This window comes from Vibrio sp. Isolate34, assembly GCF_022397915.1.
Taxonomy (GTDB): Bacteria; Pseudomonadota; Gammaproteobacteria; order Enterobacterales; family Vibrionaceae; genus Vibrio.
Map to the genome: position 1 here is coordinate 51,083 of NZ_JAKEUO010000015.1, position 26,689 is coordinate 77,771.

Below are 26,689 nucleotides of genomic sequence, written 5' to 3' on the forward strand. Positions count from 1 at the left end.
TGCGTTGTGAGTTATTAGATAGAAGTTAAGTAGTAGAGAAAACATGGCAGTTGTTGGATTAGGTACAGATATCGCAGAAATCGAACGTGTTGAGAAGGCGCTGTCGCGAAGTGGTGATGCATTTGCTCAGCGTATTTTGACGGATTCTGAGTTTGAAGTATTCCAACAGTTGAAGCAAAAAGGCCGTTACCTTGCAAAACGCTTTGCCGCTAAAGAAGCAGCATCTAAGGCATTAGGTACAGGCATAGCGCTGGGTGTTACCTTCCACGACTTTGAGATTTCAAACGATGAGCATGGTAAGCCAGTATTGAGCCTGCACAAGAAAGCGCGTGAAATCGCAGAGGCGAGTGGCACAACATCAATTCACCTGACGATCTCAGATGAACGCCACTACGCTGTGGCAACCGTGTTACTCGAATCGTAATTGATTACGGCTAACCTGAATCTAATGTTTGATTAGCGACTCGCTACAAGACAAAAAAAGCAGAGCTTATGAGCTCTGCTTTTTTATTGGTTGGAAACCGTTTAACGATTTTTTTGAACAACTATTCCTTAAGCCTTCGCGGGTTTCAAATAGTGAATTGCAGTAGCTTGAACTTTCTCTAGCTCATCCTGAAGTTCAAAAAGCTCCGGCTCAATATCTTCAACAGAAGTGCCTGAACGTAGTTCTTTCTCTATTGTTGCACATACCGATTTCAACCTTGGAACACCACTGTACGAGCTGCTGCCATGCATCTTATGGATAATGTGTATCAGTTGTTCAACAGGGTAGTCACTGTCTTCAATAGCTTTCTCTGCGGCTTCATAAACCTCAGGAATGAAGTCGACTAGCATTTGCAGCATATCGCGTGCGAGGTCTTCTTTATTAGCGGCTTGCTTCATTGCAGCTTGCCAATCAATGATGATGTTCTTGTGCACGCTTGCTTCTGTTTCTGACACTTGGTTGTTATCGATTTCAGCCGAAACGGCAGGGTGGTCTGGATTTATCTTCTCGATGTGCTCAACCTCTGAGGTCGGGCTCCAGTGAATCAGAACCTGCTGTAACACATGCTCTTCAATTGGCTTGGTTAGGTAATCATCCATACCCGCTTCAAGCAGTCGGTCGCGCTCGCCAATCATCGCATGGGCGGTTACGGCAATGACTGGTGTATTGGCATTGTTCGCCAGCTTCTTAATATTCTCACAAGCCGTCACACCATCCATTTGTGGCATTTGAATATCCATGAAGATGATATCAAATGGTGTTTCTGTCGCCTTGTCGATCGCTTGCTGTCCGCTAGTACAACTGATAACGGTTTCTACACGCTCTTTCAGCAGTGCGGTAATCAACTTAAGGTTGGCTGGGTTGTCGTCCACGGCCATCACAGTAAGCGGTAGCTTCTCTTCAGAATGCGTTTCAATCGCCGGTGCTATCAAGGTTGGCGCTTGGTTAGACACCAAGGTCTGCAGTAGCTTCTTACGAGACAGAGGCTTGGTGATGCACTGAACATCCACCTCTTTCATCAGTTGCTCACCCAGAGCTAACTCAGTACTTGGCGTACCAATAATCACGTTCTGAGCAATCTTCTTCGCACCAATTGCCCAACCACTTACCGTATCAAATTGGTAATCTTGGTTAGCCGCAAGGTTAAGCAGAACATAGTCGTATGAGGTCGACTCATCCGGCATCACTGAACGGTAAGTAACGACTAAGCCTTCCTGAGTCAGGATTTGCTGAGTAATCGAAGCTGCTTGCATGTTTGGTTCGATAAGCAGTAGTTGTTTGTCTTGCAGGCATTTAGTCTCAATAAGCTCGGTCATCGGCATATCGGTGGTCGAAAGCCTTAAGGTGAACCAGAAGGTTGAACCTTGGTGCAGACGACTGGTGAGACTGATTTCACCACCCATTTGGCTAACAAGTTTCTGGGTGATGACCAGACCTAGGCCAGTACCGCCATAGCGACGAGAAATACTCGCATCCGCTTGGCTGAAGGCTTGGAATAGCTGTGCTTGTTGACGCTCAGAGATACCAATACCGGTATCGCGAACCATGAATTGCAACTCGATGTTGTCTTCGCTTTGCGAACGTAGCTCAACGCTAATATCAATGTTGCCACGCTCAGTAAACTTGATTGAGTTACCAACGAGGTTGGTTAGGATTTGCTGGATACGCAGTGGGTCACCTACAACGCCCGGTGGCACTTTCGGATCGATCTTAAGCGTTAGTTCTAACCCTTTCTCATGGGCGTTGGTGGCTTGAAGGTTCACAACCTCTTCAAGACTCGCTTGGAATTCAAATGGAATGTTTTCTAGGGCTAACTTACCGGCCTCAAGTTTCGAGAAATCCAAGATATCGTTAATGATACTAAGCAGGTTATTTGCCGAGCGTTCAATGGTCTGTAGATAATCGGTTTGACTGTTCGACAGGTGAGTCTTAAGCATCTGACGAGTAAAGCCAATCACACCATTTAGTGGTGTTCTTAGCTCGTGAGACATGTTGGCCAAGAACTCGGACTTAACACGCGCCGCTTCTTGTGCGCGTTTTTTCGCGATGTCTAACTCAACGTTTTGAATCTCGAGCTGCTCAAGAGTTTCACGCAGATCCGAAGTGGCTTGGTCAATACTGTGTTGCATCTCGACGTGATATTCCGACAGCGACACCGCCATCGCGTTGATACCGTTTTTCAGCGAGTCCAACTCACCGTGCATTTTGCCTTCGATACGGACATCCAAGTGACCTCGACGAATTCGGTCGACCATGTTCTTCATGTGTGTGATCGGCTGAGTGACATCGTGCATCAAACGAAAAGCAAAAACACCAGAAAGCCCTAGCCCAAGAATCAGCACTAAGAAGGCCGAGAATACTTCTTGGTATTGCTGTAATCGGAGTGAAGATAAGTCTAACTCAATCGCGATATAACCAATTGCCTGGTTGGCTTGAGATTGGCCATTGGCCGAATTGATGTACTGACCTTCCGCGATAATCGGCGTCCGAAGAATCAGCGTATTATCGATCAAGTTCGACGAGCTTAAATGCGGAATCGGTTTATCTTTCGGATAGGTCAGGCTTTCAAAATCTGGGTGGAAGTTTGAGGTTACAAACAACTCGTGACGTTCATCAAACACCGCGATACTACGCACAAGCTTAGAATTCTTTCGATGCGCATAGCTAATCAGCTGACGAACAGCTTCTCGACTTTCGAGTTGCATGCCGGATTCACTCGCAATCGCCAGTGGTTCAATGATGCTAGTGCCAGTGTTAACCACTTGCCCCTCAAGGTCTTGATAGCGGTTAAATGAGAAAAATGCACTCAATAGCAACCCAATAATCAGGGTTGGAGCTAGAGTTAAGGTAATTACACGGGCTCTTAAGCCATATCTGGTCATGTTCTTTAATTACATCGAGGTCTGGATATGGGAAAATAACGCACACAATGGCGGTTAAGTGAACGGTAAGCTTAATCAAAGCCGTGACGTTCGACAATGATTCCAAGACAGAATAGTGAGTCCTGGATACCAATTACTTATTAAAAGATACATTAGGCACAAGCAATGGCACGTTTTTTCCAACCAAAAAAGAAAACTCAACTCGAGACCAAGCATCAATCGGTTTTAGTTGAACGAATGGATCACAATGGCGCTGGCATCGCTTATCAGAAAAACAAACCTATTTTCATTGATGGTGTATTGCCCGGTGAGCAGGTGGTTATTCAACTTACTGAGAGTAAGAGTAAATTTGCGCGTGCGAAACTCATCAAATTACTGAAGCCAAGCGAGCAACGTTTAAAGCCTTTTTGTAAACACTTTAATCAGTGTGGCGGTTGTCATCTTCAGCACCTTGGTTACCAATCTCAGATAGAACACAAGGCACAATCTCTTACGCACTTGATGAACCAGTATAAGACGGATGAGACAGAGATGGCTCAACCGATTGTGGGTGATGAAACGGGCTATCGTCGTCGCGCGCGCATCAGCCTGTTTGTTGATAAGAAAACGCACAAGCTTCAGTTTGGTTTTCGTAAGAAGCAGAGTAAGCAGATAGAAAACATCACCGATTGTGCCGTGCTTGATCCTCGCCTAAATGTATTGCTGCCAAAGGTGAAAAATTTACTCAACACTTTCAGCAACCTTACCTCTTTAGGACACGTTGAATTGGTATTGGGTGATACTGGTCCGGTAATGGTGTTACGCCACCTCAAGCCTTTGATTGAAAAAGATGAGCAAGCATTGATTGCGTTGGCGAAAGAAGAAGGCGCGATACTGTACTCAATGCCAGAGACCGACAAGTTGGTCCGCCTGGTTGGTGATGCGCCTAGCTACAGCGAAGCGGGCGTTACCTTACCTTTTGAGCCAAATCACTTCATTCAGGTTAACCAGAAGGTAAACCAACAGATGGTGGCTCAAGCAATTGAGTGGTTAGAACCTAAAGCGGATGAGCGAGTGCTTGATCTGTTTTGTGGTTTAGGTAACTTCAGTCTGCCTATCGCACAGCAATCGGCGTTTGTGGTTGGTGTGGAAGGTGTTGATGAAATGGTACAACAGGCTGCGTCGAACGCAGAATTAAACCAGTTGAGTAATACTGAGTTTTATCAAGCCAACCTTGAAGAAGACTTATCTTCACAGCCTTGGGCAAAAGAGAAATTCGATAAAGTATTACTCGACCCTGCAAGGGCTGGAGCGAGTGGGATCGTTGATCAAATTTCAGCGTTAGGAGCGAAGCGTGTGGTTTATGTTTCGTGTAATCCTGCTACTCTAGCTAGAGATTCTGAGAGCTTAGAAAAACAAGGCTACCAATTAGCCAAACTTGGTATGTTGGATATGTTCCCACACACCAGTCATCTGGAATCAATGGCTCTCTTTATCAAGGCTTAGAGGCCCTTAAATAAGGCTTCAAAATGAATCACAAAGGCGTAGGGAAGCCTGCGCTAATATCAATATGGTCGAACTAACTTGGAACCAGTTAGTCATATTGAATTGGGTATAAACAGAATAACTAGGAAGGCATGATGGTTGCGGTACGAAGCGCACATTTAAACCCAAGCGAACAGTTTGAGCTAGAAAGTTGGATTGCGTCATTGAATCAAGACGCAAAAACCTCGAATAAACTGATCAAAGTTTATCGTCACTGTGAAGAACTTTTAAAAGATCACGAGCAAGCATCGCTCTTGCTTTGGCGTGGCCGCGAGATGATCGAAATCTTGGTCACTTTGTCGATGGACCGTGCCACTTTAATTGCGGCACAACTTTTCCCCGTCGTCTCTAGCGGCGTTTTTGAGCGCGAAGCGTTTGAAGAAAGCTACGGCAAAGAAACCGTAAAGTTGATTGATGGCGTTGAAGAAATGGCGGCCTTGGGCCAGCTTAACGTTGCCCTTGAAGGCAGTGCAGCCTCGGGGCAAGTCGATAACGTTCGTCGCATGCTATTGGCAATGGTTGATGATTTCCGCTGCGTAGTTATCAAGCTAGCGGAGCGAATCTGTAACCTTATTGAGGTGAAAAATGCACCTGATGCTGTGCGCCGCGCGGCAGCAAAAGAGTGTTCTAACATCTATGCACCACTGGCGAACCGTTTAGGTATTGGTCAGCTTAAGTGGGAAATCGAAGATTACGCATTCCGCTATCAACAGCCAGACACTTATAAGCAAATTGCCAAACAGCTGTCTGAGCGCCGCATCGTTCGTGAACAATACATCACAGATTTCGTTGATGACTTAACCGCAGAAATGCAGCGTTCAAACATCAACGCTGAAGTCAGCGGTCGACCAAAACACATCTACAGTATCTGGCGCAAAATGCAGAAGAAAGGCTTGGCCTTTGATGAACTTTTTGACGTGCGAGCGGTGCGTATCATCGCTGATCAGCTACAAGACTGCTACGCCGGTCTTGGGGTAGTACACACCAAATACAAACACCTCCCGAGCGAATTTGATGACTATGTGGCGAACCCTAAGCCAAATGGTTACCAGTCGATTCATACAGTAGTACTTGGCCCTGAAGGTAAGACTATTGAGATTCAGATCCGTACCAAGCAGATGCATGAAGACTCAGAACTTGGTGTTGCTGCGCACTGGAAGTACAAAGAAGGGGCTTCAAGCGGCCGTAGTGGCTACGATGAGAAAATCACTTGGTTGCGTAAACTTATCGACTGGCAAGAAGAGATGTCGGACTCTGGCGAGATGCTGGATGAAGTACGTAGCCAAGTCTTCGATGACCGTGTATACGCATTTACTCCACGTGGTGACGTGGTCGACTTACCAATGGGCGCAACCCCGTTGGATTTCGCCTACCACATCCACTCGATGGTCGGACATCGCTGTATCGGTGCCAAGGTAGCGGGGCGTATCGTACCGTTCACTCATAAACTATCGATGGGTGACCAAGTTGAGATCATCACACAGAAAGAGCCGAACCCATCTCGTGACTGGCTAAACCCAACCACAGGTTTTGTTCACTCTGGTCGTGCTCGAGCGAAAATCAACGCTTGGTTCCGTGCACAAAGCCGTGAGAAAAATCTAGAAGCGGGTCGTGACATCCTGGAAGTTGAGCTAGCGAAAGTGGGCGCAACCCTAAAAGATGCTGATCAATACGCACTAAGACGCTTTAACGTGAATACGCCAGACGAACTCTATGCCGGTATTGGTAGTGGCGACTTGCGTATTAACCAAGTGGTTAATCACATCAATGCGCTAGTGAATAAGCCAACGGCGGAAGAAGAAGACAAGAAAGCGCTAGAGAAACTGCTTGAGTCGGAAAACAAGCCGGCACAACAGAGTCGTCCTAAGAAAGATGCAGTTGTTGTTGAAGGTGTAGATAACCTAATGACGCACCTAGCGCGCTGTTGTCAGCCGATTCCAGGCGATGTGATTAAAGGTTACATCACTCAAGGTCGTGGTATCTCTGTTCACCGTGCTGATTGTGAGCAATTGAGTGAGCTAAGCCTGCACGCACCAGAGCGTATTATTGATACCGTTTGGGGCAATGGCTTTGTCGGTTCTTACATCCTAACGCTGCGCGTTGAAGCATTAGAGCGTAATGGCTTGTTAAAAGACATTACCTCACTGTTCTCGAATGAGAAGATCAGCGTGACGACAATGAAGAGCCGTATCGACTACAAACGTCAGCTATCGGTCATGGATTTCGATTTAGAGGTGACCAATATTGAGATTTTGAGCCGAGTGACCAGTCGAGTTGAACAGATCAAAGATGTAATGAGTGTTAAACGCCTCGGCTAAAATTCTCGTCATACTTGAAGCTGATGGCGTTGTTGCCTGCGCGCACTCGCTCAATCACATAGGCAAGCTATGCTCAGGAGTCTCGCTTGCTTGTCGCCTAGCCACAGCTTCAATTATTTAGAGAATTAGACAGTATCAATAAAGGTGAGTGGTTTTGGCTGCTCACCTTTTTTAGTTTTAGAAGACGTTATAAATTTAAAAATCAAAGACAGTAATAGGAAGAAAACGATGAATCACCCGATTGAACAACTTGAACAGATCATGACTAAGCTGCGCGATCCTGAAGGTGGCTGTCCTTGGGATTTAAAACAAAATTTTGAAACTATTGTCCCTCATACTATCGAAGAGACTTATGAAGTGGTGGATGCGATTCACAACAAAGACTGGTCGAATTTGCAAGAAGAGCTTGGCGATCTACTGTTTCAGGTGATTTTTTACAGTCAGTTGGCGAAAGAGCAGGGGCTGTTTGAGTTTTCTGATGTGGTTGATGGCATCAATGAGAAGTTAACACGCCGTCACCCTCATGTGTTCTCGGATGCCGAGTTTGCTAGCGACGAAGAAATCAATGCGAATTGGGAAGCGGAAAAAGCCAAAGAAAAGGCACAAGCAGGCAAAACTCAAGAAAGTATTCTAGACTCAATACCAAACTCTTTACCTGCGCTTTCACGTGCTACAAAGATTCAAAAGCAGGTAGCGAAATATGGCTTCGATTGGGACTCAATTGGTCCAGTTGCCAACAAGGTAATAGAGGAAGTGGATGAGGTGCTAGAAGAGGCGCTTCAAGTGACACCAAACGAAGATTTGGTTGAAGAAGAGTTGGGTGATTTGCTGTTTGCAACGGTGAATTTGGTGCGACATTTAGGTAAAAACCCTGAATCGGCGCTCAATAAGGCCAACTTGAAGTTTTCACGTCGCTTTAAAGGGGTGGAACAAAAAGTTCGTCAGCAAGATAAACATTTGACCGATTTTTCACTACAACAGCTTGATTCCATGTGGGATGAAGTCAAAGTGGCGGAGAAAAGATAACCAAAGCTTTTATCATGAATTGATTTGAAGCAAAAAATAAAAAATAGCAGTGTGATAGATTTCACGTTGTGGCGATAAGGGGCTTCTGGTATATTTTCATCCCGTCCAGAAGTAGTCCATTTCCCTCATTCAACCAATTTCAGGTTAAACATGACGACAAATTACATTTTTGTTACTGGCGGGGTTGTATCCTCTCTAGGTAAAGGTATTGCTGCAGCATCTCTTGCGGCTATTTTAGAAGCTCGTGGTCTTAAAGTGACTATGATGAAGCTTGACCCTTACATCAACGTTGATCCAGGCACTATGAGCCCGACTCAGCACGGTGAAGTGTTCGTTACGGAAGATGGCGCTGAAACAGACCTTGACCTTGGTCACTATGAGCGATTCATTCGCACCAAGATGACTAAGCGTAACAACTTCACTGCAGGTCGTGTTTACTCAGACGTACTCGCTAAAGAGCGTCGCGGTGATTACCTAGGTGCAACAATTCAGGTTATCCCACACATCACTAACTCTATCAAAGAGCGTGTTATTTCTGGCGCAGCTGGCCACGATATCGCGATCGTTGAAGTTGGTGGTACGGTTGGTGATATCGAATCTCTACCATTCATGGAAGCGATTCGTCAGCTAGCAGTTGAACTAGGCCGTGAACGCGCAATGTTCATGCACCTTACTCTAGTGCCATACCTAGCAGCAGCGGGCGAAGTGAAAACTAAGCCAACGCAACACTCTGTAAAAGAGCTACTGTCTATTGGTATTCAGCCAGACATCCTAGTTTGTCGTTCAGACCGTAACATTCCTTCGAACGAGCGTAAGAAAATTGCTCTGTTCTGTAATGTGCAAGAAAATGCAGTTATTTCTATGCGCGATGTTGACTCTATCTACAAGATCCCTCAGCTTATTAAAGCTCAAGGCACTGATGAACTTGTATGTAAGCGTTTCGGCATCACAGCTCCAGAAGCAGACCTGTCTGAATGGGAACAAGTCATTTACGAAGAAGCTAACCCAACGGGTGAAGTGACGATTGGTATGGTTGGTAAGTACATTGAACTTCCAGATGCATACAAATCAGTAAATGAAGCGCTAAAACACGCAGGCTTGAAAAACCGCCTAAGCGTTAATATTAAATACGTAGATTCACAAGATCTTGAGTCTCGTGGCGTAGAAGTTTTAGAAGGGCTAGATGCAATTCTAGTTCCTGGTGGCTTTGGTGATCGTGGTGTTGAAGGTAAGATTCTTGCTGCTCAATACGCTCGTGAAAACAAAGTACCGTACTTAGGTATCTGTCTAGGTATGCAAGTAGCGCTTATCGAGTACGCTCGTAACGTTGCTAAAATGGAAGGGGCACACTCTTCTGAATTCTGTACTGAAACTAAGTACCCAGTTGTTGGTCTTATCACTGAATGGACTGATGGCGAAGGTAAAGTTGAAGAGCGTACAGAATCATCTGACCTAGGCGGCACAATGCGTCTAGGTTCACAGCTTTGTCACCTAGCGAAAGGGACTAAAGCTTACGAATTATACGGTAGCGCGACGATCCATGAACGTCACCGTCACCGTTACGAAGTGAACAACAATCTTCGTCCACAAATCGAAAAAGCGGGCCTAAAAGTATCGGGTCTATCTGCGGACAAGAAACTGGTTGAAGTTATTGAGAACCCGAACCACCCATGGTTCGTTGCTGCTCAATTCCACCCAGAGTTCACTTCAACACCTCGCGATGGTCACCCATTGTTTGCAGGTTTCGTTAAAGCGGCTGGTGAGTTCCAGCGCGGCGAGTTAGAAAAGTAAAAAGGAATACAGGTAGCTGCGTAAGTTGTGCTGCTACCTTTAAATTTGACATTTATATATTCAACGAGAAGGAAACATTCAATGTCTAAGATCGTTAAAGTTCTAGGTCGTGAAATCATCGATTCACGTGGTAACCCAACTGTAGAAGCTGAAGTACACCTAGAAGGCGGTTTCGTAGGTATGGCTGCTGCTCCATCTGGCGCATCTACTGGTTCTCGCGAAGCTCTTGAGCTACGTGACGGCGACAAATCACGTTTCCTAGGTAAAGGTGTTCTTAAAGCAATTGAAGCTGTAAACGGCCCAATCGCTGAAGCTCTAGTTGGTAAAGACGCTAAAGCTCAAGCTGACGTTGACCAAATCATGATCGACCTTGACGGTACTGAGAACAAATCTCAGTTCGGCGCGAACGCTATCCTAGCTGTTTCTCTAGCGAACGCTAAAGCTGCTGCTGCAGCTAAAGGCATGCCTCTATACGAGCACATCGCTGAGCTAAACGGTACTGCTGGTCAGTTCTCTATGCCTCTACCAATGATGAACATCATCAACGGTGGTGAGCACGCTGATAACAACGTTGACATCCAAGAGTTCATGATCCAACCAGTTGGTGCTAAGACTCTTAAAGAAGGTCTACGTATCGGTGCTGAAGTATTCCACAACCTAGCTAAAGTTCTTAAGTCTAAAGGCTACAGCACTGCAGTTGGTGACGAAGGTGGTTTCGCTCCTAACCTTAAGTCTAACGCTGAAGCTCTAGAAGTTATCGCAGAAGCTGTTGCAGCTGCTGGTTACGAACTAGGTAAAGACGTTACTCTAGCTATGGACTGTGCAGCATCTGAGTTCTTCGACAAAGAAGCTGGCATCTACAACATGAAGGGCGAAGGTAAGACTTTCTCTTCTGAAGAGTTCAACCACTACCTAGCTGAGCTAGCTAACCAATTCCCAATCGTTTCTATCGAAGACGGTCTAGACGAGTCTGACTGGGATGGCTTCAAGCACCAAACTGAACTACTAGGTGACAAGCTTCAACTAGTAGGTGACGATCTATTCGTTACAAACACTAAGATTCTTGCTGAAGGTATCGAGAAAGGCGTAGCTAACTCTATCCTTATCAAGTTCAACCAAATCGGTTCTCTAACTGAGACTCTAGCTGCTATCAAGATGGCTAAAGACGCTGGCTACACTGCAGTAATCTCTCACCGTTCTGGCGAAACTGAAGATGCAACTATCGCTGATCTAGCGGTAGGTACAGCTGCAGGTCAAATCAAAACGGGTTCTATGAGCCGTTCTGACCGTGTTGCTAAGTACAACCAACTTATCCGTATCGAAGAAGCTCTAGGTTCTAAAGCTCCTTACAACGGTCTTAAAGAAGTTAAAGGTCAATAATTCGTCCTATTTGGCACTGTAGCTGCGTTAACTGTAGAAGATTCACTAAGTCACATAGGAAACTATGCTCCATAGCTGAATCTTCTTTGTTGCCTTGCTACAGCACCAACTAGTTAGAATTATGCACCAATGCTTTTGAATGCCTCGCTTATGCGGGGCATTTTTTTGTCTGTAGGAAAGTGAGGTATAGAGGCTCTAGGTTCTAAAGCTCTCTTTTTGATACCTAAACCCTTCATTCCCTAGACCGACGGAGGAGGAAGTCGGGAATCTCATTGTGGATTTCGAATAACAATAATTCCCCGACTTATTGATTCCCTTACACCACATATCTCGCACCAATAAGCTCATTATGGTATATATGTGCCTTATTCTAGTTCCTTCTTTTTCAACCGGCGAAAGGTGTTATGCGAATTTTTGCTTTAGTTCTGCTCATAGTGTTTGGCTGGCTACAACACACATTGTGGCTCGGTAAAAATGGTATCTCTGATTACTACGGTGTGAACAACGAAATCCAAGTTCAGCAACAAGTAAACGAAAAGCTGCATGTTCGTAATGCCGAGATGTTTGCCGAAATCGACGACCTACGCCAAGGCTTAGACGCGATAGAAGAGCGTGCTCGTCATGAACTTGGGATGGTAAAAGAAGGCGAAACGTTTTATCGCATCATTGGTGAGGAATCCCATTAATGTCGACTCAACTTCAAAGCGTGATTGCCGTTGTACCTGCGGCGGGCGTGGGTAGCCGAATGCAGGCCGACCGTCCTAAGCAATACCTTAAGATTAATGGCATAACGATTTTAGAGCACACCGTTGAGAAACTATTGTCTCATCCACAAGTCTCTCAAATTGTCGTCGCGATTAGCGATGGTGACCCATACTACCCAGAGCTTGCCCTTAATCAAAACCCACAAGTGATAAGAGTCTCTGGCGGAAGCGAAAGAGCGGACTCAGTACTCTCTGCTTTAGATTACATTGCAGAGCAACAGCTTGGTGAGTGGGTGATGGTTCACGATGCTGCGAGGCCTTGTGTTCATTTGGGTGATATCGATAAGTTAATCTCAGGTGCGATGAGCCATGATGTCGGGGCTATTTTGGCTGCTCCTGTTCGTGACACGATGAAGCGAGGTGCCCAAGGGCAGATTGAGCATACCGTTGAGCGAGCGGATTTATGGCATGCACTTACGCCGCAAATGTTCAGAGCAAAGCCTCTGTGGAAGGCATTAAGTGAGGCGTTGCAACATGGCGCTTCAATTACTGATGAAGCTTCAGCCTTTGAATGGAAAGGTTTATCGCCGGCTTTAGTGGCTGGGCGCTCAGATAATTTTAAGATTACTCAGCCTGAAGATTTAGCGCTTGCTGAGTTCTATTTAAGTCAGAATAAGGAATAATGATGATTCGTATTGGCCATGGCTTTGATGTACATAAGTTTGGTGGTGAAGGTCCGGTAATTATTGGTGGTGTGAGCATCCCTTACGAACAAGGTCTTATCGCACATTCAGATGGTGACGTTGCCCTTCATGCTTTGTGTGACGCTCTGTTAGGTGCGATCGCAGCGGGCGATATTGGTCGTCATTTCCCTGATACTGATGACGAATGGAAAGGCGCGGATAGCCGTGAACTACTGAAAGATGTTTACCGTCGAGTAAAAGAACAAGGTTACGTGATTGGTAATGCCGATATTACTATCATGGCGCAAGCTCCAAAGATGGCCCCTCATATAGACTCTATGTGCCAAGCTATTGCTCAAGACCTAGAAACCAGCATTAGCAATGTGAATGTAAAAGCGACGACTACTGAGCGTTTAGGTTTTACTGGTCGCAAAGAGGGCATCGCATGTGAAGCGGTGGTCCTAATTACTAAAAGTGCGTAAGCACCAACACGAAAAGAACAGCATGTCAGATATTTTATCTTCATTGGCTTATCTAAACGGTAAACCAACTGCGAAAGCAAAACTAAAAGCAAAAGCCGAACACTTTGTCGTTAATGAAGACTTGGGTTTTGAGTTTACTGGTGAAGGCGAGCACCTAATGGTTCGTATTCGTAAAACTGGTGAAAACACGAGTTTCGTAGCAAACGAGCTGGCTAAAGCTTGCGGTGTTAAGTCGAAAGACGTGAGCTGGGCGGGTTTGAAAGACCGTCACGCTGTGACAGAGCAGTGGTTGAGCGTCCACCTACCGAAAGGTGAGCCTGACTTTTCAGCGTTCTTAGCACAATACCCAAGTATTGAAATCCTAGCGACAGCACGTCATAACAAAAAGTTACGTCCGGGCGATTTAGTTGGCAACCAATTTGAGTTGACCTTGTCTGAAGTAACGGATTGTGAAGATGTGGTAAAGCGTTTGGAAAAAGTCGCTCAAGTGGGCGTGCCAAACTACTTTGGTGCTCAGCGTTTTGGTAATGAAGGTAACAACCTATCTGAAGCTCGTCGTTGGGGCCGCGATAACGTTCGTACTCGTAACCAGAATAAACGCAGCTTGTATCTTTCTGCGGCTCGCTCGTGGATTTACAACTTGATCCTTTCAGACCGTATTGAGCAAGATGTGTTTGCATCGGCATTGGTTGGCGATATCGTGGTGAAAGACGGTGCTCAACTAACGGTAACGGCTGAAAACCTTGAAGCTGTAAAGCAAGATATCGCGAATGGTACTGCATTGGTGACTGTGGCTTTGGCCGGAGATAACGCTTTGCCAACAACAGATGAGTCTCAAGCTTTAGAGCAGAAACACCTTGATGCTGAACCGGATTTGATGGCTCTAATTCGTGGTAATCGCATGCGTCATGACCGCCGTGAAGCGTCACTGAAACCTACTGATCTAACGTGGGAAGTGAGTGAAGATAATGTCACTCTGAAGTTCTCTCTTGATGCAGGCTGCTTTGCGACGGCTATCGTTCGTGAATTGGTTGAAGAAGTACACGTAGAGAGAAGCTACGAGCAGTAATGATTCTGCTTGGCACTAAGTGACTTAATATTGGAATTTAAGTCACTTAGCACTGGAATATGAAGAAAGGATACAGAATGAAGATTTTACTCAGCAACGATGATGGTGTGCATGCTCAAGGTATTCATGAGCTAGCAGATGAACTACGTGATCTTGCTGAAGTTATCATTGTGGCACCTGACCGTAATCGTTCAGGCGCTTCAAATTCATTAACTTTAGAACAGCCTTTACGCGTTCAAGAGATTGCTGAAAATACCTATTCGGTACAAGGAACACCGACCGACTGTGTGCATTTTGCGTTAAACGAACTGCTAAAGAATGACATGCCTAATCTGGTATTAACGGGCATTAATCACGGTGCTAACCTTGGTGATGACGTGCTTTATTCAGGTACGGTAGCAGCAGCAATGGAAGGGCACTTTCTAGGCGTTCAATCGGTGGCGTTTTCGTTAGTGGGTAAAAAACATTTTAAGACAGCGGCAGCGATTGCTCGTCGTATTGTCGAACAACATTTAGCAAACCCAATCCCGACCAATCGCTTATTGAACGTGAACGTTCCTGATTTAGCCTTAGAACAACTGTCTGGTACTCAGGTGACACGCTTAGGTGCTCGTCATCACTCTGAAGATATGATTAAGCAAAAAGACCCTCGTGGTCACGATATCTATTGGCTCGGCCCTCCGGGCAAAGAGCAAGATGCCGGCGAAGGTACCGATTTTTACGCAATCGAGCATGGCTTTATATCGGTAACACCGTTACAAGTTGATCTAACGGCACACGAGTCGTTAGGTGCGATGACAACATGGTTAGGGGAGAAGTAAGTGAGCAATCCACAAGCCGAGCGCTTAATTACTTTTCTGATTGAAAATGGCATCCGAGATCAAAAGGTTCTTGATGCTATTTACCAACTGCCGAGAGAGAGTTTTTTATCACAGGCGATGTACCATCAAGCTTATGATAATAATGCTCTGCCGATCGGACAGGGTCAGACAATCTCCCAACCATACATTGTTGCCAAAATGACAGAGCTGCTTGAGTTACAACAAGATAGCCGCGTTTTGGAGATCGGAACGGGTTCAGGCTACCAAACCGCGGTATTGGCTCAGCTTGTTGATCATGTCTATTCGGTTGAAAGAATAAAGTCGCTACAATGGGATGCTAAACGCAGGTTGAAGCAACTCGATTTCTACAATATTTCAACTAAGCACGGTGATGGTTGGCAAGGGTGGTCTTCAAAGGCGCCTTTTGATGCGATTATTGTTACCGCTGCTGCAGAGTCGATTCCTCAAGCGCTTCTGCAACAGCTGAAAGATGGCGGTCGTTTACTGATTCCTGTTGGGGATGATGAACAACAACTGTTGAAGATCGTTCGTCACGGCGATGAATTTTTGTCGAGTGTTATCGAAATGGTGAGATTTGTACCTCTTGTTCCTGGTGAACTAGCTTAATAACAAGACCAATGGTGTAGGTGGATAGAGAGTCGATGCGTTCGAAGTTGTTTAAAGGAAGTACTTTACTGCTTAGCTGTGCCCTTGTTGGGTGTGCAGCGAATTCGCCTGCGCCGGTTTCAAGCCTTAACAAGAAATACTCATCGATTGATCGTGGTAGTTATCGCGGCAGTTACTATGAAGTGAAAAAAGGCGATACGCTTTATTTCATCGCTTATGTGACCAATAAAGACGTCAATGACCTCGTCAGTTATAACAAATTGTCTGCCCCTTATACTATCCACCCAGGGCAGAAGCTTAAGTTGTGGCGTCCTAGCTACAACGCGCCAGCGTATGGTAAATCTACGGTAGCGGCTGCAGCAGTTGCTGCGCCTGTCGCGGCATCGACAACGTCATCTGCGGCAAGTAAACCTAAAACCACATCTCAACCGAGCAAAAACTCTAAACCTGCCCGAGCTCAAACTACCACCAAAGTGGCGAAAAAAGATCCACCAAAGAAGGTTGAACAATCCAAATCAAAGGAGTATGTTGGTTCTAAAGGTAAACAGAATGTTACACCGTCCACCAAACCAACAAGTGATAAAGTATCCAAATGGTTATGGCCAACTAAAGGGAGAGTAATCAAGAATTTCTCTGTAGGCGAACAAGGAAATAAAGGCATAGACATAGCAGGACAGCGAGGTCAGCCAATAGTATCTACTGCAGGGGGAACGGTTGTTTATTCGGGTAATGCACTACGAGGCTACGGCAATCTAGTGATTGTGAAGCACAATGATAATTACTTAAGTGCATACGCGCATAACGACCGACTATTAGTATCTGAAGGGCAAAGTGTGAAACCAGGGCAGAAGATTGCAACAATGGGAAGCTCTGGAGCCAGCAGTGTTAGGCTGCACTTTGAGATTCGTTACCAAGGTAAATCAGTTAATCCAAAACGATATTTGCCTTAAATACAATATGAATGATTAACGTATTGTATTGAGTGACATAGTCATTTAGCGACATATGAAGTTGTAATGTCATGCTAATTTCGCCAGGGGGAGGCGTTATGAGTATAAGCAATGCAGTAACCAAAGAAGAGTTCGATCTTGACCAAGCAACCACGGAACCGGAAGCTCTTGGAAAAGCAAAACGAACAGTCACTAAGAAAACCGAAGCGAAAGAAGAAGTTGAAGTTACGTCTAAAAGCTTAGATGCCACTCAACTGTATCTAGGCGAAATCGGTTTCTCACCACTATTAACCGCAGAAGAAGAGGTGCTTTACGCACGTCGAGCTCTACGCGGTGATGAAGCAGCACGTAAACGCATGATCGAAAGTAACCTGCGTTTGGTGGTAAAAATTTCTCGTCGTTATAGCAACCGTGGTTTGGCACTTCTCGATCTAATCGAAGAAGGCAACCTAGGCTTGATTCGCGCCGTAGAGAAGTTTGACCCAGAGCGTGGCTTCCGCTTTTCAACTTACGCAACATGGTGGATTCGTCAAACTATTGAACGTGCGTTGATGAATCAGACTCGCACCATCCGTTTGCCAATCCATGTTGTGAAAGAGCTGAACATCTACCTACGTACGGCAAGAGAACTATCACAAAAGCTTGACCACGAACCAACAGCTGAAGAGATCGCTTCTAAGCTAGATAAGCCAGTTGGTGATGTGAGCAAGATGCTTCGTCTAAACGAAAGAGTGAGCTCTGTAGATACGCCAATTGGTGGTGACGGTGAGAAAGCACTGTTGGATATTATTCCAGACATCAATAATTCAGATCCTGAGGTTTCAACGCAAGATAGCGATATTAAGAACTCACTGATCTTCTGGCTTGATGAACTGAATCCGAAGCAAAAAGAAGTGCTTGCACGTCGATTTGGACTACTAGGCTATGAACCGTCGACGCTAGAAGAAGTTGGCCGTGAAATCAGCCTAACTCGTGAGCGAGTTCGTCAAATCCAAGTTGAAGGTCTTCGCCGTCTACGTGAGATTCTGATCAAGCAAGGTCTGAACATGGAAAACTTGTTCAACGTTGAAAACGACTAAACGATATTCCACGATATCGACATAAAAAAACGCTGACCTCATGTCAGCGTTTTTTAGTTTTAGCTTCTGGTTTAGCTTTTACTTCAACTAGGAACCACAGCGCTTGGCTATTTAACTAGCGTGCTTCTTAAGCTAGAGTAGCTTCTTCAAGCGGTAGAGTTCTTCTAATGCTTGGCGAGGTGTTAGATCATCAGGATCAACATTCGCTAGTGCTTGCTCCACCTCACTCGGTTCAGGGATCAGGCTAAGTTGGTTCGCGATATCAACACCACTTGGCTTCGATGTCGGAGACTCAATACTCAATGCCTCGAGCTGTGTTAGCTTCGCGCGAGCGTTCTTGATCACGGCTTTTGGTACACCCGCCAACCCTGCAACCGCTAGGCCGTAAGACTTGCTTGCAGCCCCCTCTTGAACTGCGTGCATAAAGGCAATGCTGTCACCGTGTTCAACCGCGTCCAAGTGCACATTTGCTAATGTTGGAAGCTGGTTCGGTAGCTCGGTTAGCTCAAAGTAGTGCGTTGCAAACAGTGTCATCGCATTGATTTGATTCGCTAGCCATTCCGCGCTTGCCCAAGCCAATGACAAACCATCATAAGTACTGGTACCACGGCCTATTTCGTCCATTAGCACAAGGCTATTTGGTGTTGCGTTGTGCAGAATATTAGCGGTCTCTGTCATCTCAACCATGAAGGTTGAACGGCCAGAAGCCAGATCATCCGATGCGCCAATTCGAGTAAAGATACGGTCGATAGAGCCAATAGTCGCGCTTTCAGCTGGCACATAACAACCGATATGAGCCATCAATGCGATGAGTGCTGTTTGGCGCATGTAAGTCGATTTACCACCCATGTTTGGACCTGTGATGATCAGCATTTTACGCTTATCGTTTAGGTCGATAGGGTTGGCGATGAAAGGTTCGTCCATCACTTGCTCTACTACTGGGTGACGACCTGCTTGGATCTGCACACCTGCCGCCTCTGTCATAGTTGGACGACAGTAGTCCAGCGTATCTGCGCGCTCAGCTAAGTTCTGCAGTACATCAAGTTGAGATACTGAAGATGCGATGTTTTGTAGTCGTTCTAGATATGGCAGTAGTAAATCAAACAACTCTTCCCATAACTGCTTCTCGATAGCCAGAGCCTTCGATTTAGAGTTAAGTACTTTGTCTTCGTGCTCTTTCAGCTCAGGAATAATGTAACGTTCAGCATTCTTCAGCGTTTGACGACGTACATAATGTGGCGGCACAAGGTGGCTTTGTCCGCGGCTCACTTGAATGAAGAAACCGTGTACGTTGTTGTAACCAACTTTTAGAGTGTCGATACCGTGACGTTCACGCTCTTCTTGCTCAAGCTTATCCAGAAACTCGGTTGCACCCGCAGCAAGGTCACGCCATTCATCTAGCTCGGCGTTGTAGCCTTCTGCAATAACACCGCCGTCACGGATAACCACGGGCGGGTTCTCTTTTATTGCACGTTCAAGCAGTTCTGAAACTTCGTCTACAGGAGACGCGTACTGAGCAAGTTGAGTTAGGTATGGGTGTTTAAGCTGAGTCAGTGTTTCAGCAAGCTCTGGTAAGTATTCCATTGCTTGGCGAAGACGCGCCATATCACGTGGACGAGCAGAACGAAGTGCTAATCGAGCAAGAATACGCTCGATATCGCCAATCTGTTTCAAGGTCGGCTGTAGCTCTGTAAAGAGAGCCAAATCTTTCATTTCACCAATCGCGTCTAGGCGTTGATCAAGTGCAGAGATATTGCGCATTGGTTGATGTAACCAACGCTTAAGCATACGACTGCCCATTGCCGTTGCAGTGTGATCAAGCACTTCAGCAAGGGTGTTATCTGTGCCTCCGCCAAGATTTTGCGTGATCTCTAGATTGCGGCGGGTCGCAGCATCGAGGATCACTGAGTGATCTTGCTTATCCATGGTGAGTGAACGGATGTGCGGAAGGGCAGTACGTTGAGTATCTTTTACATATTGAATAAGACAGCCAGCCGCACAAAGACCTAGCTTGGCACCTTCAACGCCAAACCCCACAAGGTCGCGAGTACCAAATTGTTGGTTCAGTTGCTGCTTGGCGGTATCTAATTCAAATTCCCAGATTGGGCGACGGCGATTACCGTTACGACTTGCCATTAAATCGACAGGTTCAAAATCTTCAGGGAACAGCAACTCACGCGGAGAGGTTCTCTGTAGCTCTGCCGCCATCGCTTCTTCTGTTTCAGGCTCGCAGAGTTGGAATCTACCGGAAGTAATATCAAGCGTCGCATAGCCAAACTTACCGTTGTGGTGATAAATGGCTGCAATCAGGTTATCAATGCGTTCAGAGAGCAAGGCTTCATCGGTTACGGTACCCGGTGTCACGATACGTACTACCGCACGCTCTACAGGGCCTTTTGAAAGTGCTGGATTACCAATCTGTTCACAAATTGCTACGGACTCACCGAGTTGCACTAACTTTGCAAGGTATCCTTCAACGGCGTGGTATGGAACACCCGCCATCGGAATCGGCTCACCATTTGATGAACCACGCTTAGTCAGTGAAATATCGAGGAGTTGAGAAGCCTTTTTAGCGTCATCGTAGAAAAGCTCGTAGAAATCGCCCATGCGGTAGAACAGCAGAATTTCTGGATTTTCTGCCTTTAGTTTTAGGTACTGCTGCATCATGGGAGTATGTTTTTGATCGGCTTTCACAGTTAACTTCTTTCGTTTATTTCTATTGCGGCTTAGGATACGTGAAAGCGTTTCGTGCGAAAAGCAGCTGATGCGAAAAGATGCGAATCCAAATGATATGACAGTAAATAAAGGGAAGTTGATAATGCAGATGACTCAAGCTCTTAGTGAAAAACTCGGACCATTACTGGCTAAACATAAGCAAGTGCTAGTGACCGCTGAATCTTGTACTGGCGGCGGTGTAGCAACGGCGGTTACCGACGTGGCAGGCAGTTCTGGATGGTTTGATCGTGCTTTTGTCACTTACAGTAATGAAGCTAAGCAAGAGATGATTGGTGTTCAGCTTGAAACCTTGGTTGAGTTCGGTGCGGTGAGTGAACCTGTGGTGATAGAAATGGCCAAGGGAGCGCTACAACATTCAAATGGCACTATTTCTGTGTCGATAAGCGGTATTGCTGGCCCTGGCGGCGGCACAGAAGAGAAGCCCGTTGGTACCGTCTGTTTTGCTTGGAAGGCGTTAAACGGCTGGGACAAAGTGGAAACGAATGTATTTACAGGTGATAGATCACAAGTACGCCAACAAGCCACGCACCATGCCCTGCAAGTTATTTATGATTACCTATCAATGGAAGGTAAGTAACATTTGTACAAATTATTTTCATACAGGTATAGACACTGTATGAATCAACAGTATAATGAAAGCCAATTAGTCACCCCTATGTGGGTTAGAAATAGATTCTAGATCGCTTGTTGAGACAACCGATTATGTGGAGATAGAAATGGACGAGAATAAACAAAAAGCGTTAGCCGCAGCCCTTGGTCAGATTGAAAAGCAATTTGGTAAAGGTTCTATCATGCGTCTTGGTGATAACCGCACAATGGACGTAGAAACTATTTCTACTGGTTCTCTATCTCTAGATATCGCACTAGGTGCTGGTGGCCTACCGATGGGACGTATCGTAGAAGTTTACGGTCCAGAATCATCAGGTAAAACAACACTAACGCTTGAGCTTATTGCTGCAGCACAGAAAGTGGGCAAGACGTGTGCTTTCGTTGATGCGGAACACGCACTCGACCCTATCTACGCTCAAAAGCTTGGTGTTGATATCGATGCGCTTCTTGTTTCTCAACCAGATACGGGTGAACAAGCGCTAGAAATCTGTGATGCACTGGCTCGTTCAGGTGCAATCGATGTACTTGTTATTGACTCAGTAGCAGCACTAACACCAAAAGCAGAAATCGAAGGCGAAATGGGCGATAGCCACATGGGTCTTCAGGCTCGTATGCTGTCTCAAGCGATGCGTAAGCTAACTGGTAACCTAAAGCAGTCGAACTGTATGGCTATCTTTATCAACCAAATCCGTATGAAGATTGGTGTGATGTTTGGTAACCCAGAAACAACAACGGGTGGTAACGCTCTTAAGTTCTACGCATCTGTTCGTCTTGATATCCGCCGTACTGGTGCGATCAAAGATGGTGATGAGGTTATTGGTAACGAAACGCGTATCAAGGTTGTTAAGAACAAGATTGCTGCACCGTTTAAACAAGCTGAAACTCAAATCCTATATGGCAAAGGCTTCAACCGTGAAGGTGAGCTTATCGATTTAGGTGTTAAGAACAAGCTGGTAGAAAAAGCGGGCGCTTGGTACAGCTACAAGGGCGACAAGATCGGCCAAGGTAAAGCTAACGCTGGTAAATACCTACGTGAAAACCCAGAAGTTGCTCTTGAGATCGACACTAAACTTCGCGAGTTGCTACTAACTCCTGCTGTTCTTGAAGAGAAAGATGTAGAACAGGAAGAAGAAAACGAAGAGCTATAAGCTAACGTTTTATCGAGTGGATGTTTGAAAACAACATTCGCTTTGAAAAATTTAAAGCCTCGCATTTTTATGCGGGGCTTTTTTGTTGGGACAGTTTCGCTCTGTGTGTCATTCAGTTAGGTCTTCTTAGTTTACGGACTTTCTTCAATCGCTAGATAGCCAATTTAGTTCGGCTTTCCCACTGCCTGAACTAGTGAAATATTCTCCATTTTGTCGATTTACAACTAAAATCCTGCCCAAGGGTGTCTTTTCTACAAGAAAACTAGTCGAAGCCTTAACCATGATCTACAATACGGCAAAATTCTAACTCGACTATTTTCAGGAAGAGCTGCATGTACATGAGCACTGATGAGGTTCGCAACGCGTTCCTTAAGTTCTTTGAGAGCAAAGAACACCAAATCGTAGACAGTTCATCGTTAGTTCCACATAACGATCCAACCCTGCTATTTACTAACGCAGGTATGAACCAATTCAAAGATTGCTTCCTAGGCGCCGAAAAGCGTGCCTACACACGAGCAACTACGGCTCAGCGTTGTGTACGTGCGGGTGGTAAACACAATGACCTTGAAAACGTAGGTTTCACGGCTCGTCACCACACATTCTTCGAAATGCTAGGTAACTTCAGCTTTGGTGATTACTTCAAAGAAGAAGCGATTGCGTTTGCTTGGGAATTCCTGACAGAAACTCTTCAACTGCCAAAAGATCGTCTACTGGTAACGGTATACGAGACAGATGATGAAGCATTCGATATCTGGAACAAGAAAGTAGGTGTACCTGCTGACCGTATCGTTCGCATCGGCGACAAAGAAGGCGGTAAACAGTTCGAGTCTGATAACTTCTGGACAATGGGTGACACAGGTCCTTGTGGTCCATGTACTGAAATTTTCTACGACCACGGTGAGCACATCTGGGGCGGCCGTCCTGGTACACCTGAAGAAGATGGTGACCGTTTCATCGAGATCTGGAACAACGTATTCATGCAGTTCAACCGTCACGCTGACGGCACAATGGAACCGCTACCTAAGCCTGCTGTAGATACAGGTATGGGTATTGAGCGTATCTCTGCAATCATGCAGGGCGTTCACTCTAACTACGAAATTGATGTATTCCAAAAACTAATCAAAGCGACAGCTGAAGTTGTGGGTCATGACGACCTATCTAACCAATCGCTACGCGTTATTGCTGACCACATCCGTTCTTGTTCATTCCTAATCGCTGATGGCGTTATGCCTTCAAACGAAGGTCGTGGCTACGTTCTACGTCGTATTATTCGTCGTGCAGTTCGTCACGGTAACAAGCTTGGCGCACAAGGCGTGTTCTTCCACAAACTTGTGGGTGTACTGGCTGAAGTGATGGGCTCTGCGGCAGATGAACTTAAGAAACAGCAAGAGCTTGTTGAAAAAGTACTTCGCATTGAAGAAGAGAACTTTGGTCGTACTCTAGAGCGCGGCATGGTTATCCTTAATGACGCACTAGATGCACTTGAAGGCAAAGAGCTTGACGGTGAAACAGTATTCAAACTTTACGATACGTACGGCTTCCCAGCTGACCTTACTAATGATGTAGCTCGTGAACGCGACTTTACTATCGATGAAGAAGGCTTTGAGAAGGCGATGGAAGCACAGCGTCAGCGTGCACGTGAAGCTGGCCAATTCGGCACGGATTACAACGCGACGATCAAAGTAGACACTAATACTGAGTTCTGTGGTTACACAGGTACTGAAGGTTCAGGTGAAATCTCTGCGCTATTCGTTGACGGCGAAGAAGTATCTTCACTATCAGCGGGCGACAAAGCCATCATCATCCTTGAAGAGACACCATTCTATGCAGAGTCAGGCGGTCAATGTGGTGATGCTGGTACGCTAAAAACGGCTTCGGGTCTATTCAAAGTACAAGACACTCAGAAGCTAGGTAACGCATTTGCGCACCACGGTGAGCTAGTTGAAGGTGTATTTGCTAAAGGCGACAAAGTAGAAGCAACAGTTGATGCTGAGCGTCGTGCTGCTATTTCACTAAACCACTCTGCAACGCACTTACTTCACTCTGCACTGCGTGAAGTTCTAGGTGAGCACGTTGCTCAGAAAGGTTCTTTGGTTAAGCCTGATAACCTACGTTTTGACTTCTCTAACCTTGAAGCGGTAACACCGGCACAGATTAAAGAAGTAGAGCGCTTGGTTAACGCACAAGTTCGTAAGAACCACGTGATTGAAACCAACATCATGGACATCGAGTCAGCGAAAGAAAAAGGTGCAATGGCACTGTTTGGCGAGAAGTACGATGATGAAGTTCGCGTTCTGTCTATGGGCGATTTCTCTACTGAGCTTTGTGGTGGTATCCACGCGAGCAACACGGGTGACATCGGTCTGTTCAAGATTACTTCTGAAGGTGGCATCGCTGCTGGTATTCGTCGTATCGAAGCGGTAACAGGCGAAGCGGCTCTAGATGCTGTAGAAGCTCAAGCTAACGCTTACGAAGAGAAACTGGCAGAGTCAGCTAAGAAAGCGAAATCTCTAGAGAAAGAAATCCAACTGCTTAAAGAAAAGATGGCTGCAGCTGAAGGCGCAAACATCATGGGCAAAGTGGAAGAAATCTCAGGTACTAAAGTACTGGTTGCTGCAATTGAAGATGCAGACAACAAGAACCTACGTACTATGGTTGATAATGCTAAAAACCAAGTGGGTAGCGGCATCATCCTGATTGCTAACGTAGCAGACGGTAAAGTTGGCCTGATTGCTGGCGTAACGAAAGACCTTATCGGCAAAGTTAAAGCGGGTGACCTAGTTAAAATGGTTGCTGAGCAAGTTGGCGGTAAGGGCGGCGGTCGTCCAGATATGGCTCAAGCGGGTGGTACTGACGTTGAAGCACTACCTGAAGCGCTTAAATCTGTACGCACTTGGCTAGAAGAACGTCTTTAAGCTTAAGTAATTGATACAAAGATGCCCAATCAGATGATTGGGCATCTTTTATTTTGTCTATTGGAAGTGTGTAAATCAGGTTTGATTGAGATTAACCACGAAGTCTAATGGTTACGTTAGACTCCTTGGTTCATTTTTTTATTGCTTCGCCATGACGCGGAGTATGTGTTTTTTTGTCATATATAGACATTGGTCTTGGGAAGGTGAGGACGGGTGAAAATGCCTCTTATCGTGCAGAAATTTGGTGGAACGTCGGTGGGTTCAATAGAACGAATCCATCATGTAGCAGAAAAAATCATTGAAGCGAAAAATGAAGGGAACCAGATCGTGGTTGTCGTTTCTGCTATGTCAGGTGAAACAAATCGGTTGGTTAACTTAGCCACACAAGTTGATAGCATCCCCAACGCTAGAGAGCTGGATGTACTGTTAACGGCTGGAGAGCAAGTTTCCATGGCCTTGTTAGCAATGACGTTGCACAAGTTAGGTTATGAAGCGACATCGATGACTGGCTATCAAGCCAAGATACACACCGATTCTAATCATAATAATGCGACGATTGAGCGTATTGATACTGCTCCTATTCAAGCCTTGTTAGACGATAATCAGATTGTTATTGTGGCTGGCTTTCAAGGCATGAATGCTAAAGGCGACATTACCACTCTAGGCCGCGGCGGCTCAGATACCACGGCGGTTGCGTTAGCGGGCGCACTTCAGGCGAAAGAATGCCAGATTTATACCGATGTGGATGGTGTGTACTCTTGTGACCCTAGGGTTGTAAAATATTCGAAGAAGCTCGATACCTTAGATTTTCCGTCGATGGAAGAGATGGCTCGCCGAGGTGCAAAGGTTCTTCATTTACCGTGTGTTCAGTATGCATGGCAACATAATGTGCCATTAAGAGTGCTTTCCAGCTTTGAAGCAGGCGAGGGCACATTGATAGCGGGTAGTCAGTGTTTGAATGATATTGCCGGCATCGCCATTCAAAGAGAGATGGTACGTATCGAGTGTTTGAATGAGGATTTACCGTCTTTCATATCGCATTGCCAACTGTTAGGGATCGAAGTCTGTATTGTGATCGAGGAAGCAGAACGGGCAGCACTCATTATTAAACAAGACATAAGTGCCAAATTAAAACTAGTTTTTGACGAGAAAATCCGTAATAGTGAACAGGTTAGTTTGTTAACTGTGGTAGGAAGCCGAACACAAGAAATTGTGGTCAGTTCACATGGATTGTTGTCTGAAGGCGAAATTGATGTACAGCATCACTTATTGCAGCAGCAGTCTTTAACTTTGGTGATATCACCAACGCAAGTCGATATGGCTGCTAACATATTACACAATGCATACATCGTAGCGCGTGAAACACAGGGTTATCCTAAAAAAGAAGTGCATTTTGGTTAAATAAACTCAATCGATAGTTTACGAAAATATAACTTTTGTTGGATAATGCTCTCGTAGCTA

At 45.6% G+C, this 26,689-nt stretch carries 20 protein-coding genes; 18 read left to right on the forward strand and 2 right to left on the reverse strand.

Going from position 1 to position 26,689, the window contains the following annotated elements:
- The first annotated feature begins 43 nt into the window (after nucleotides 1–43).
- Nucleotides 44–424, forward strand: coding sequence for a holo-ACP synthase (gene acpS, locus L1D22_RS16050; protein WP_176680449.1), 381 nt, complete (start codon nucleotides 44–46; stop codon nucleotides 422–424).
- A 128-nt stretch (nucleotides 425–552) separates the two neighbouring features.
- Here the strand turns inward: acpS and barA are convergent, their stop codons facing one another.
- Nucleotides 553–3,366, reverse strand: a complete 2,814-nt coding sequence (gene barA / locus L1D22_RS16055; protein ID WP_239830535.1) for a two-component sensor histidine kinase BarA — start codon at nucleotides 3,364–3,366, stop codon at nucleotides 553–555.
- A gap of 165 nt (nucleotides 3,367–3,531) precedes the next feature.
- On the opposite strand from barA, the gene rlmD reads away from it, so the two are divergent.
- From rlmD to rpoS, 13 genes are all read left to right on the forward strand, one after another.
- Entirely contained in the window at nucleotides 3,532–4,851 is a 1,320-nt protein-coding gene (rlmD, locus tag L1D22_RS16060; protein WP_239830536.1) for a 23S rRNA (uracil(1939)-C(5))-methyltransferase RlmD, read from the forward strand.
- Between the two features lie 134 nt (nucleotides 4,852–4,985).
- Entirely contained in the window at nucleotides 4,986–7,208 is a 2,223-nt protein-coding gene (gene relA, locus L1D22_RS16065; protein WP_239830575.1) for a GTP diphosphokinase, read from the forward strand.
- A gap of 228 nt (nucleotides 7,209–7,436) precedes the next feature.
- On the forward strand, nucleotides 7,437–8,234 hold the full coding sequence (mazG, locus tag L1D22_RS16070; RefSeq protein WP_239830537.1) for a nucleoside triphosphate pyrophosphohydrolase: 798 nt from the start codon (nucleotides 7,437–7,439) through the stop codon (nucleotides 8,232–8,234).
- 150 nt (nucleotides 8,235–8,384) lie between these two features.
- Entirely contained in the window at nucleotides 8,385–10,025 is a 1,641-nt protein-coding gene (locus tag L1D22_RS16075) for a CTP synthase (RefSeq protein WP_239830538.1), read from the forward strand.
- Nucleotides 10,026–10,106: 81 nt separating this feature from the next.
- Nucleotides 10,107–11,405, forward strand: a complete 1,299-nt coding sequence (gene eno / locus L1D22_RS16080) for a phosphopyruvate hydratase (RefSeq protein WP_239830539.1) — start codon at nucleotides 10,107–10,109, stop codon at nucleotides 11,403–11,405.
- Nucleotides 11,406–11,809: 404 nt separating this feature from the next.
- Entirely contained in the window at nucleotides 11,810–12,091 is a 282-nt protein-coding gene (gene ftsB, locus L1D22_RS16085) for a cell division protein FtsB (protein WP_017633218.1), read from the forward strand.
- A complete protein-coding gene (gene ispD / locus L1D22_RS16090; protein ID WP_239830540.1) occupies nucleotides 12,091–12,792 on the forward strand; it encodes a 2-C-methyl-D-erythritol 4-phosphate cytidylyltransferase in 702 nt (233 codons plus the stop codon). The genes ftsB and ispD overlap by 1 nt, the downstream gene beginning before the upstream one ends.
- Before the next feature lie 2 nt (nucleotides 12,793–12,794).
- Entirely contained in the window at nucleotides 12,795–13,274 is a 480-nt protein-coding gene (gene ispF, locus L1D22_RS16095; protein WP_004739053.1) for a 2-C-methyl-D-erythritol 2,4-cyclodiphosphate synthase, read from the forward strand.
- A 22-nt stretch (nucleotides 13,275–13,296) separates the two neighbouring features.
- Nucleotides 13,297–14,343 (forward strand): tRNA pseudouridine(13) synthase TruD, encoded by a 1,047-nt coding sequence (truD, locus tag L1D22_RS16100; RefSeq protein WP_048659390.1) that lies wholly within the window; start codon nucleotides 13,297–13,299, stop codon nucleotides 14,341–14,343.
- Between the two features lie 77 nt (nucleotides 14,344–14,420).
- On the forward strand, nucleotides 14,421–15,164 hold the full coding sequence (gene surE, locus L1D22_RS16105) for a 5'/3'-nucleotidase SurE (protein WP_048659389.1): 744 nt from the start codon (nucleotides 14,421–14,423) through the stop codon (nucleotides 15,162–15,164).
- Nucleotides 15,165–15,791: a protein-L-isoaspartate(D-aspartate) O-methyltransferase gene (locus tag L1D22_RS16110; RefSeq protein WP_019826319.1), complete on the forward strand. Its 627-nt coding sequence runs from the start codon at nucleotides 15,165–15,167 to the stop codon at nucleotides 15,789–15,791.
- Between the two features lie 35 nt (nucleotides 15,792–15,826).
- Complete coding sequence (gene nlpD, locus L1D22_RS16115; RefSeq protein WP_239830541.1) at nucleotides 15,827–16,741, forward strand: murein hydrolase activator NlpD; 915 nt, start codon at nucleotides 15,827–15,829, stop codon at nucleotides 16,739–16,741.
- A gap of 98 nt (nucleotides 16,742–16,839) precedes the next feature.
- The gene (rpoS, locus tag L1D22_RS16120) at nucleotides 16,840–17,820 is read left to right on the forward strand and encodes an RNA polymerase sigma factor RpoS (RefSeq protein WP_017059027.1); all 981 of its coding nucleotides are present in this window, start codon (nucleotides 16,840–16,842) and stop codon (nucleotides 17,818–17,820) included.
- Between the two features lie 132 nt (nucleotides 17,821–17,952).
- Here rpoS and mutS read toward each other — a convergent pair whose 3' ends face one another.
- The gene (gene mutS / locus L1D22_RS16125) at nucleotides 17,953–20,514 is read right to left on the reverse strand and encodes a DNA mismatch repair protein MutS (protein ID WP_239830542.1); all 2,562 of its coding nucleotides are present in this window, start codon (nucleotides 20,512–20,514) and stop codon (nucleotides 17,953–17,955) included.
- Nucleotides 20,515–20,638: 124 nt separating this feature from the next.
- On the opposite strand from mutS, the gene pncC reads away from it, so the two are divergent.
- The 4 genes from pncC to L1D22_RS16145 all read left to right on the forward strand — a co-directional run bounded on the left by pncC (nucleotide 20,639) and on the right by L1D22_RS16145 (nucleotide 26,629).
- The gene (gene pncC / locus L1D22_RS16130; protein ID WP_017633209.1) at nucleotides 20,639–21,133 is read left to right on the forward strand and encodes a nicotinamide-nucleotide amidase; all 495 of its coding nucleotides are present in this window, start codon (nucleotides 20,639–20,641) and stop codon (nucleotides 21,131–21,133) included.
- Nucleotides 21,134–21,272: 139 nt separating this feature from the next.
- Nucleotides 21,273–22,313, forward strand: coding sequence for a recombinase RecA (gene recA, locus L1D22_RS16135; RefSeq protein ID WP_239830543.1), 1,041 nt, complete (start codon nucleotides 21,273–21,275; stop codon nucleotides 22,311–22,313).
- 332 nt (nucleotides 22,314–22,645) lie between these two features.
- Nucleotides 22,646–25,228, forward strand: coding sequence for an alanine--tRNA ligase (alaS, locus tag L1D22_RS16140; RefSeq protein ID WP_239830544.1), 2,583 nt, complete (start codon nucleotides 22,646–22,648; stop codon nucleotides 25,226–25,228).
- A 219-nt stretch (nucleotides 25,229–25,447) separates the two neighbouring features.
- Nucleotides 25,448–26,629 carry an aspartate kinase gene (locus L1D22_RS16145; RefSeq protein ID WP_239830576.1) on the forward strand — a complete coding sequence of 394 codons (1,182 nt, stop codon included), beginning with the start codon at nucleotides 25,448–25,450 and terminating at the stop codon, nucleotides 26,627–26,629.
- The last annotated feature ends 60 nt before the right edge of the window (nucleotides 26,630–26,689 follow it).

Excerpts from the sequence above, each read along its gene's own strand:
- relA (WP_239830575.1), top strand. The coding sequence starts at position 4,986 with ATGGTTGCGGTACGAAGCGCACATTTAAACCCAAGCGAACAGTTTGAG.
- acpS (WP_176680449.1), top strand. The coding sequence starts at position 44 with ATGGCAGTTGTTGGATTAGGTACAGATATCGCAGAAATCGAACGTGTT.
- rlmD (WP_239830536.1), top strand. The coding sequence starts at position 3,532 with ATGGCACGTTTTTTCCAACCAAAAAAGAAAACTCAACTCGAGACCAAG.
- L1D22_RS16145 (WP_239830576.1), top strand. The coding sequence starts at position 25,448 with ATGCCTCTTATCGTGCAGAAATTTGGTGGAACGTCGGTGGGTTCAATA.
- truD (WP_048659390.1), top strand. The coding sequence starts at position 13,297 with ATGTCAGATATTTTATCTTCATTGGCTTATCTAAACGGTAAACCAACT.
- barA (WP_239830535.1), bottom strand. The coding sequence starts at position 3,366 with ATGACCAGATATGGCTTAAGAGCCCGTGTAATTACCTTAACTCTAGCT.
- recA (WP_239830543.1), top strand. The coding sequence starts at position 21,273 with ATGGACGAGAATAAACAAAAAGCGTTAGCCGCAGCCCTTGGTCAGATT.
- eno (WP_239830539.1), top strand. The coding sequence starts at position 10,107 with ATGTCTAAGATCGTTAAAGTTCTAGGTCGTGAAATCATCGATTCACGT.
- L1D22_RS16075 (WP_239830538.1), top strand. The coding sequence starts at position 8,385 with ATGACGACAAATTACATTTTTGTTACTGGCGGGGTTGTATCCTCTCTA.
- nlpD (WP_239830541.1), top strand. The coding sequence starts at position 15,827 with ATGCGTTCGAAGTTGTTTAAAGGAAGTACTTTACTGCTTAGCTGTGCC.
- ftsB (WP_017633218.1), top strand. The coding sequence starts at position 11,810 with ATGCGAATTTTTGCTTTAGTTCTGCTCATAGTGTTTGGCTGGCTACAA.
- ispD (WP_239830540.1), top strand. The coding sequence starts at position 12,091 with ATGTCGACTCAACTTCAAAGCGTGATTGCCGTTGTACCTGCGGCGGGC.
- surE (WP_048659389.1), top strand. The coding sequence starts at position 14,421 with ATGAAGATTTTACTCAGCAACGATGATGGTGTGCATGCTCAAGGTATT.
- ispF (WP_004739053.1), top strand. The coding sequence starts at position 12,795 with ATGATTCGTATTGGCCATGGCTTTGATGTACATAAGTTTGGTGGTGAA.
- rpoS (WP_017059027.1), top strand. The coding sequence starts at position 16,840 with ATGAGTATAAGCAATGCAGTAACCAAAGAAGAGTTCGATCTTGACCAA.
- mazG (WP_239830537.1), top strand. The coding sequence starts at position 7,437 with ATGAATCACCCGATTGAACAACTTGAACAGATCATGACTAAGCTGCGC.
- pncC (WP_017633209.1), top strand. The coding sequence starts at position 20,639 with ATGCAGATGACTCAAGCTCTTAGTGAAAAACTCGGACCATTACTGGCT.
- alaS (WP_239830544.1), top strand. The coding sequence starts at position 22,646 with ATGTACATGAGCACTGATGAGGTTCGCAACGCGTTCCTTAAGTTCTTT.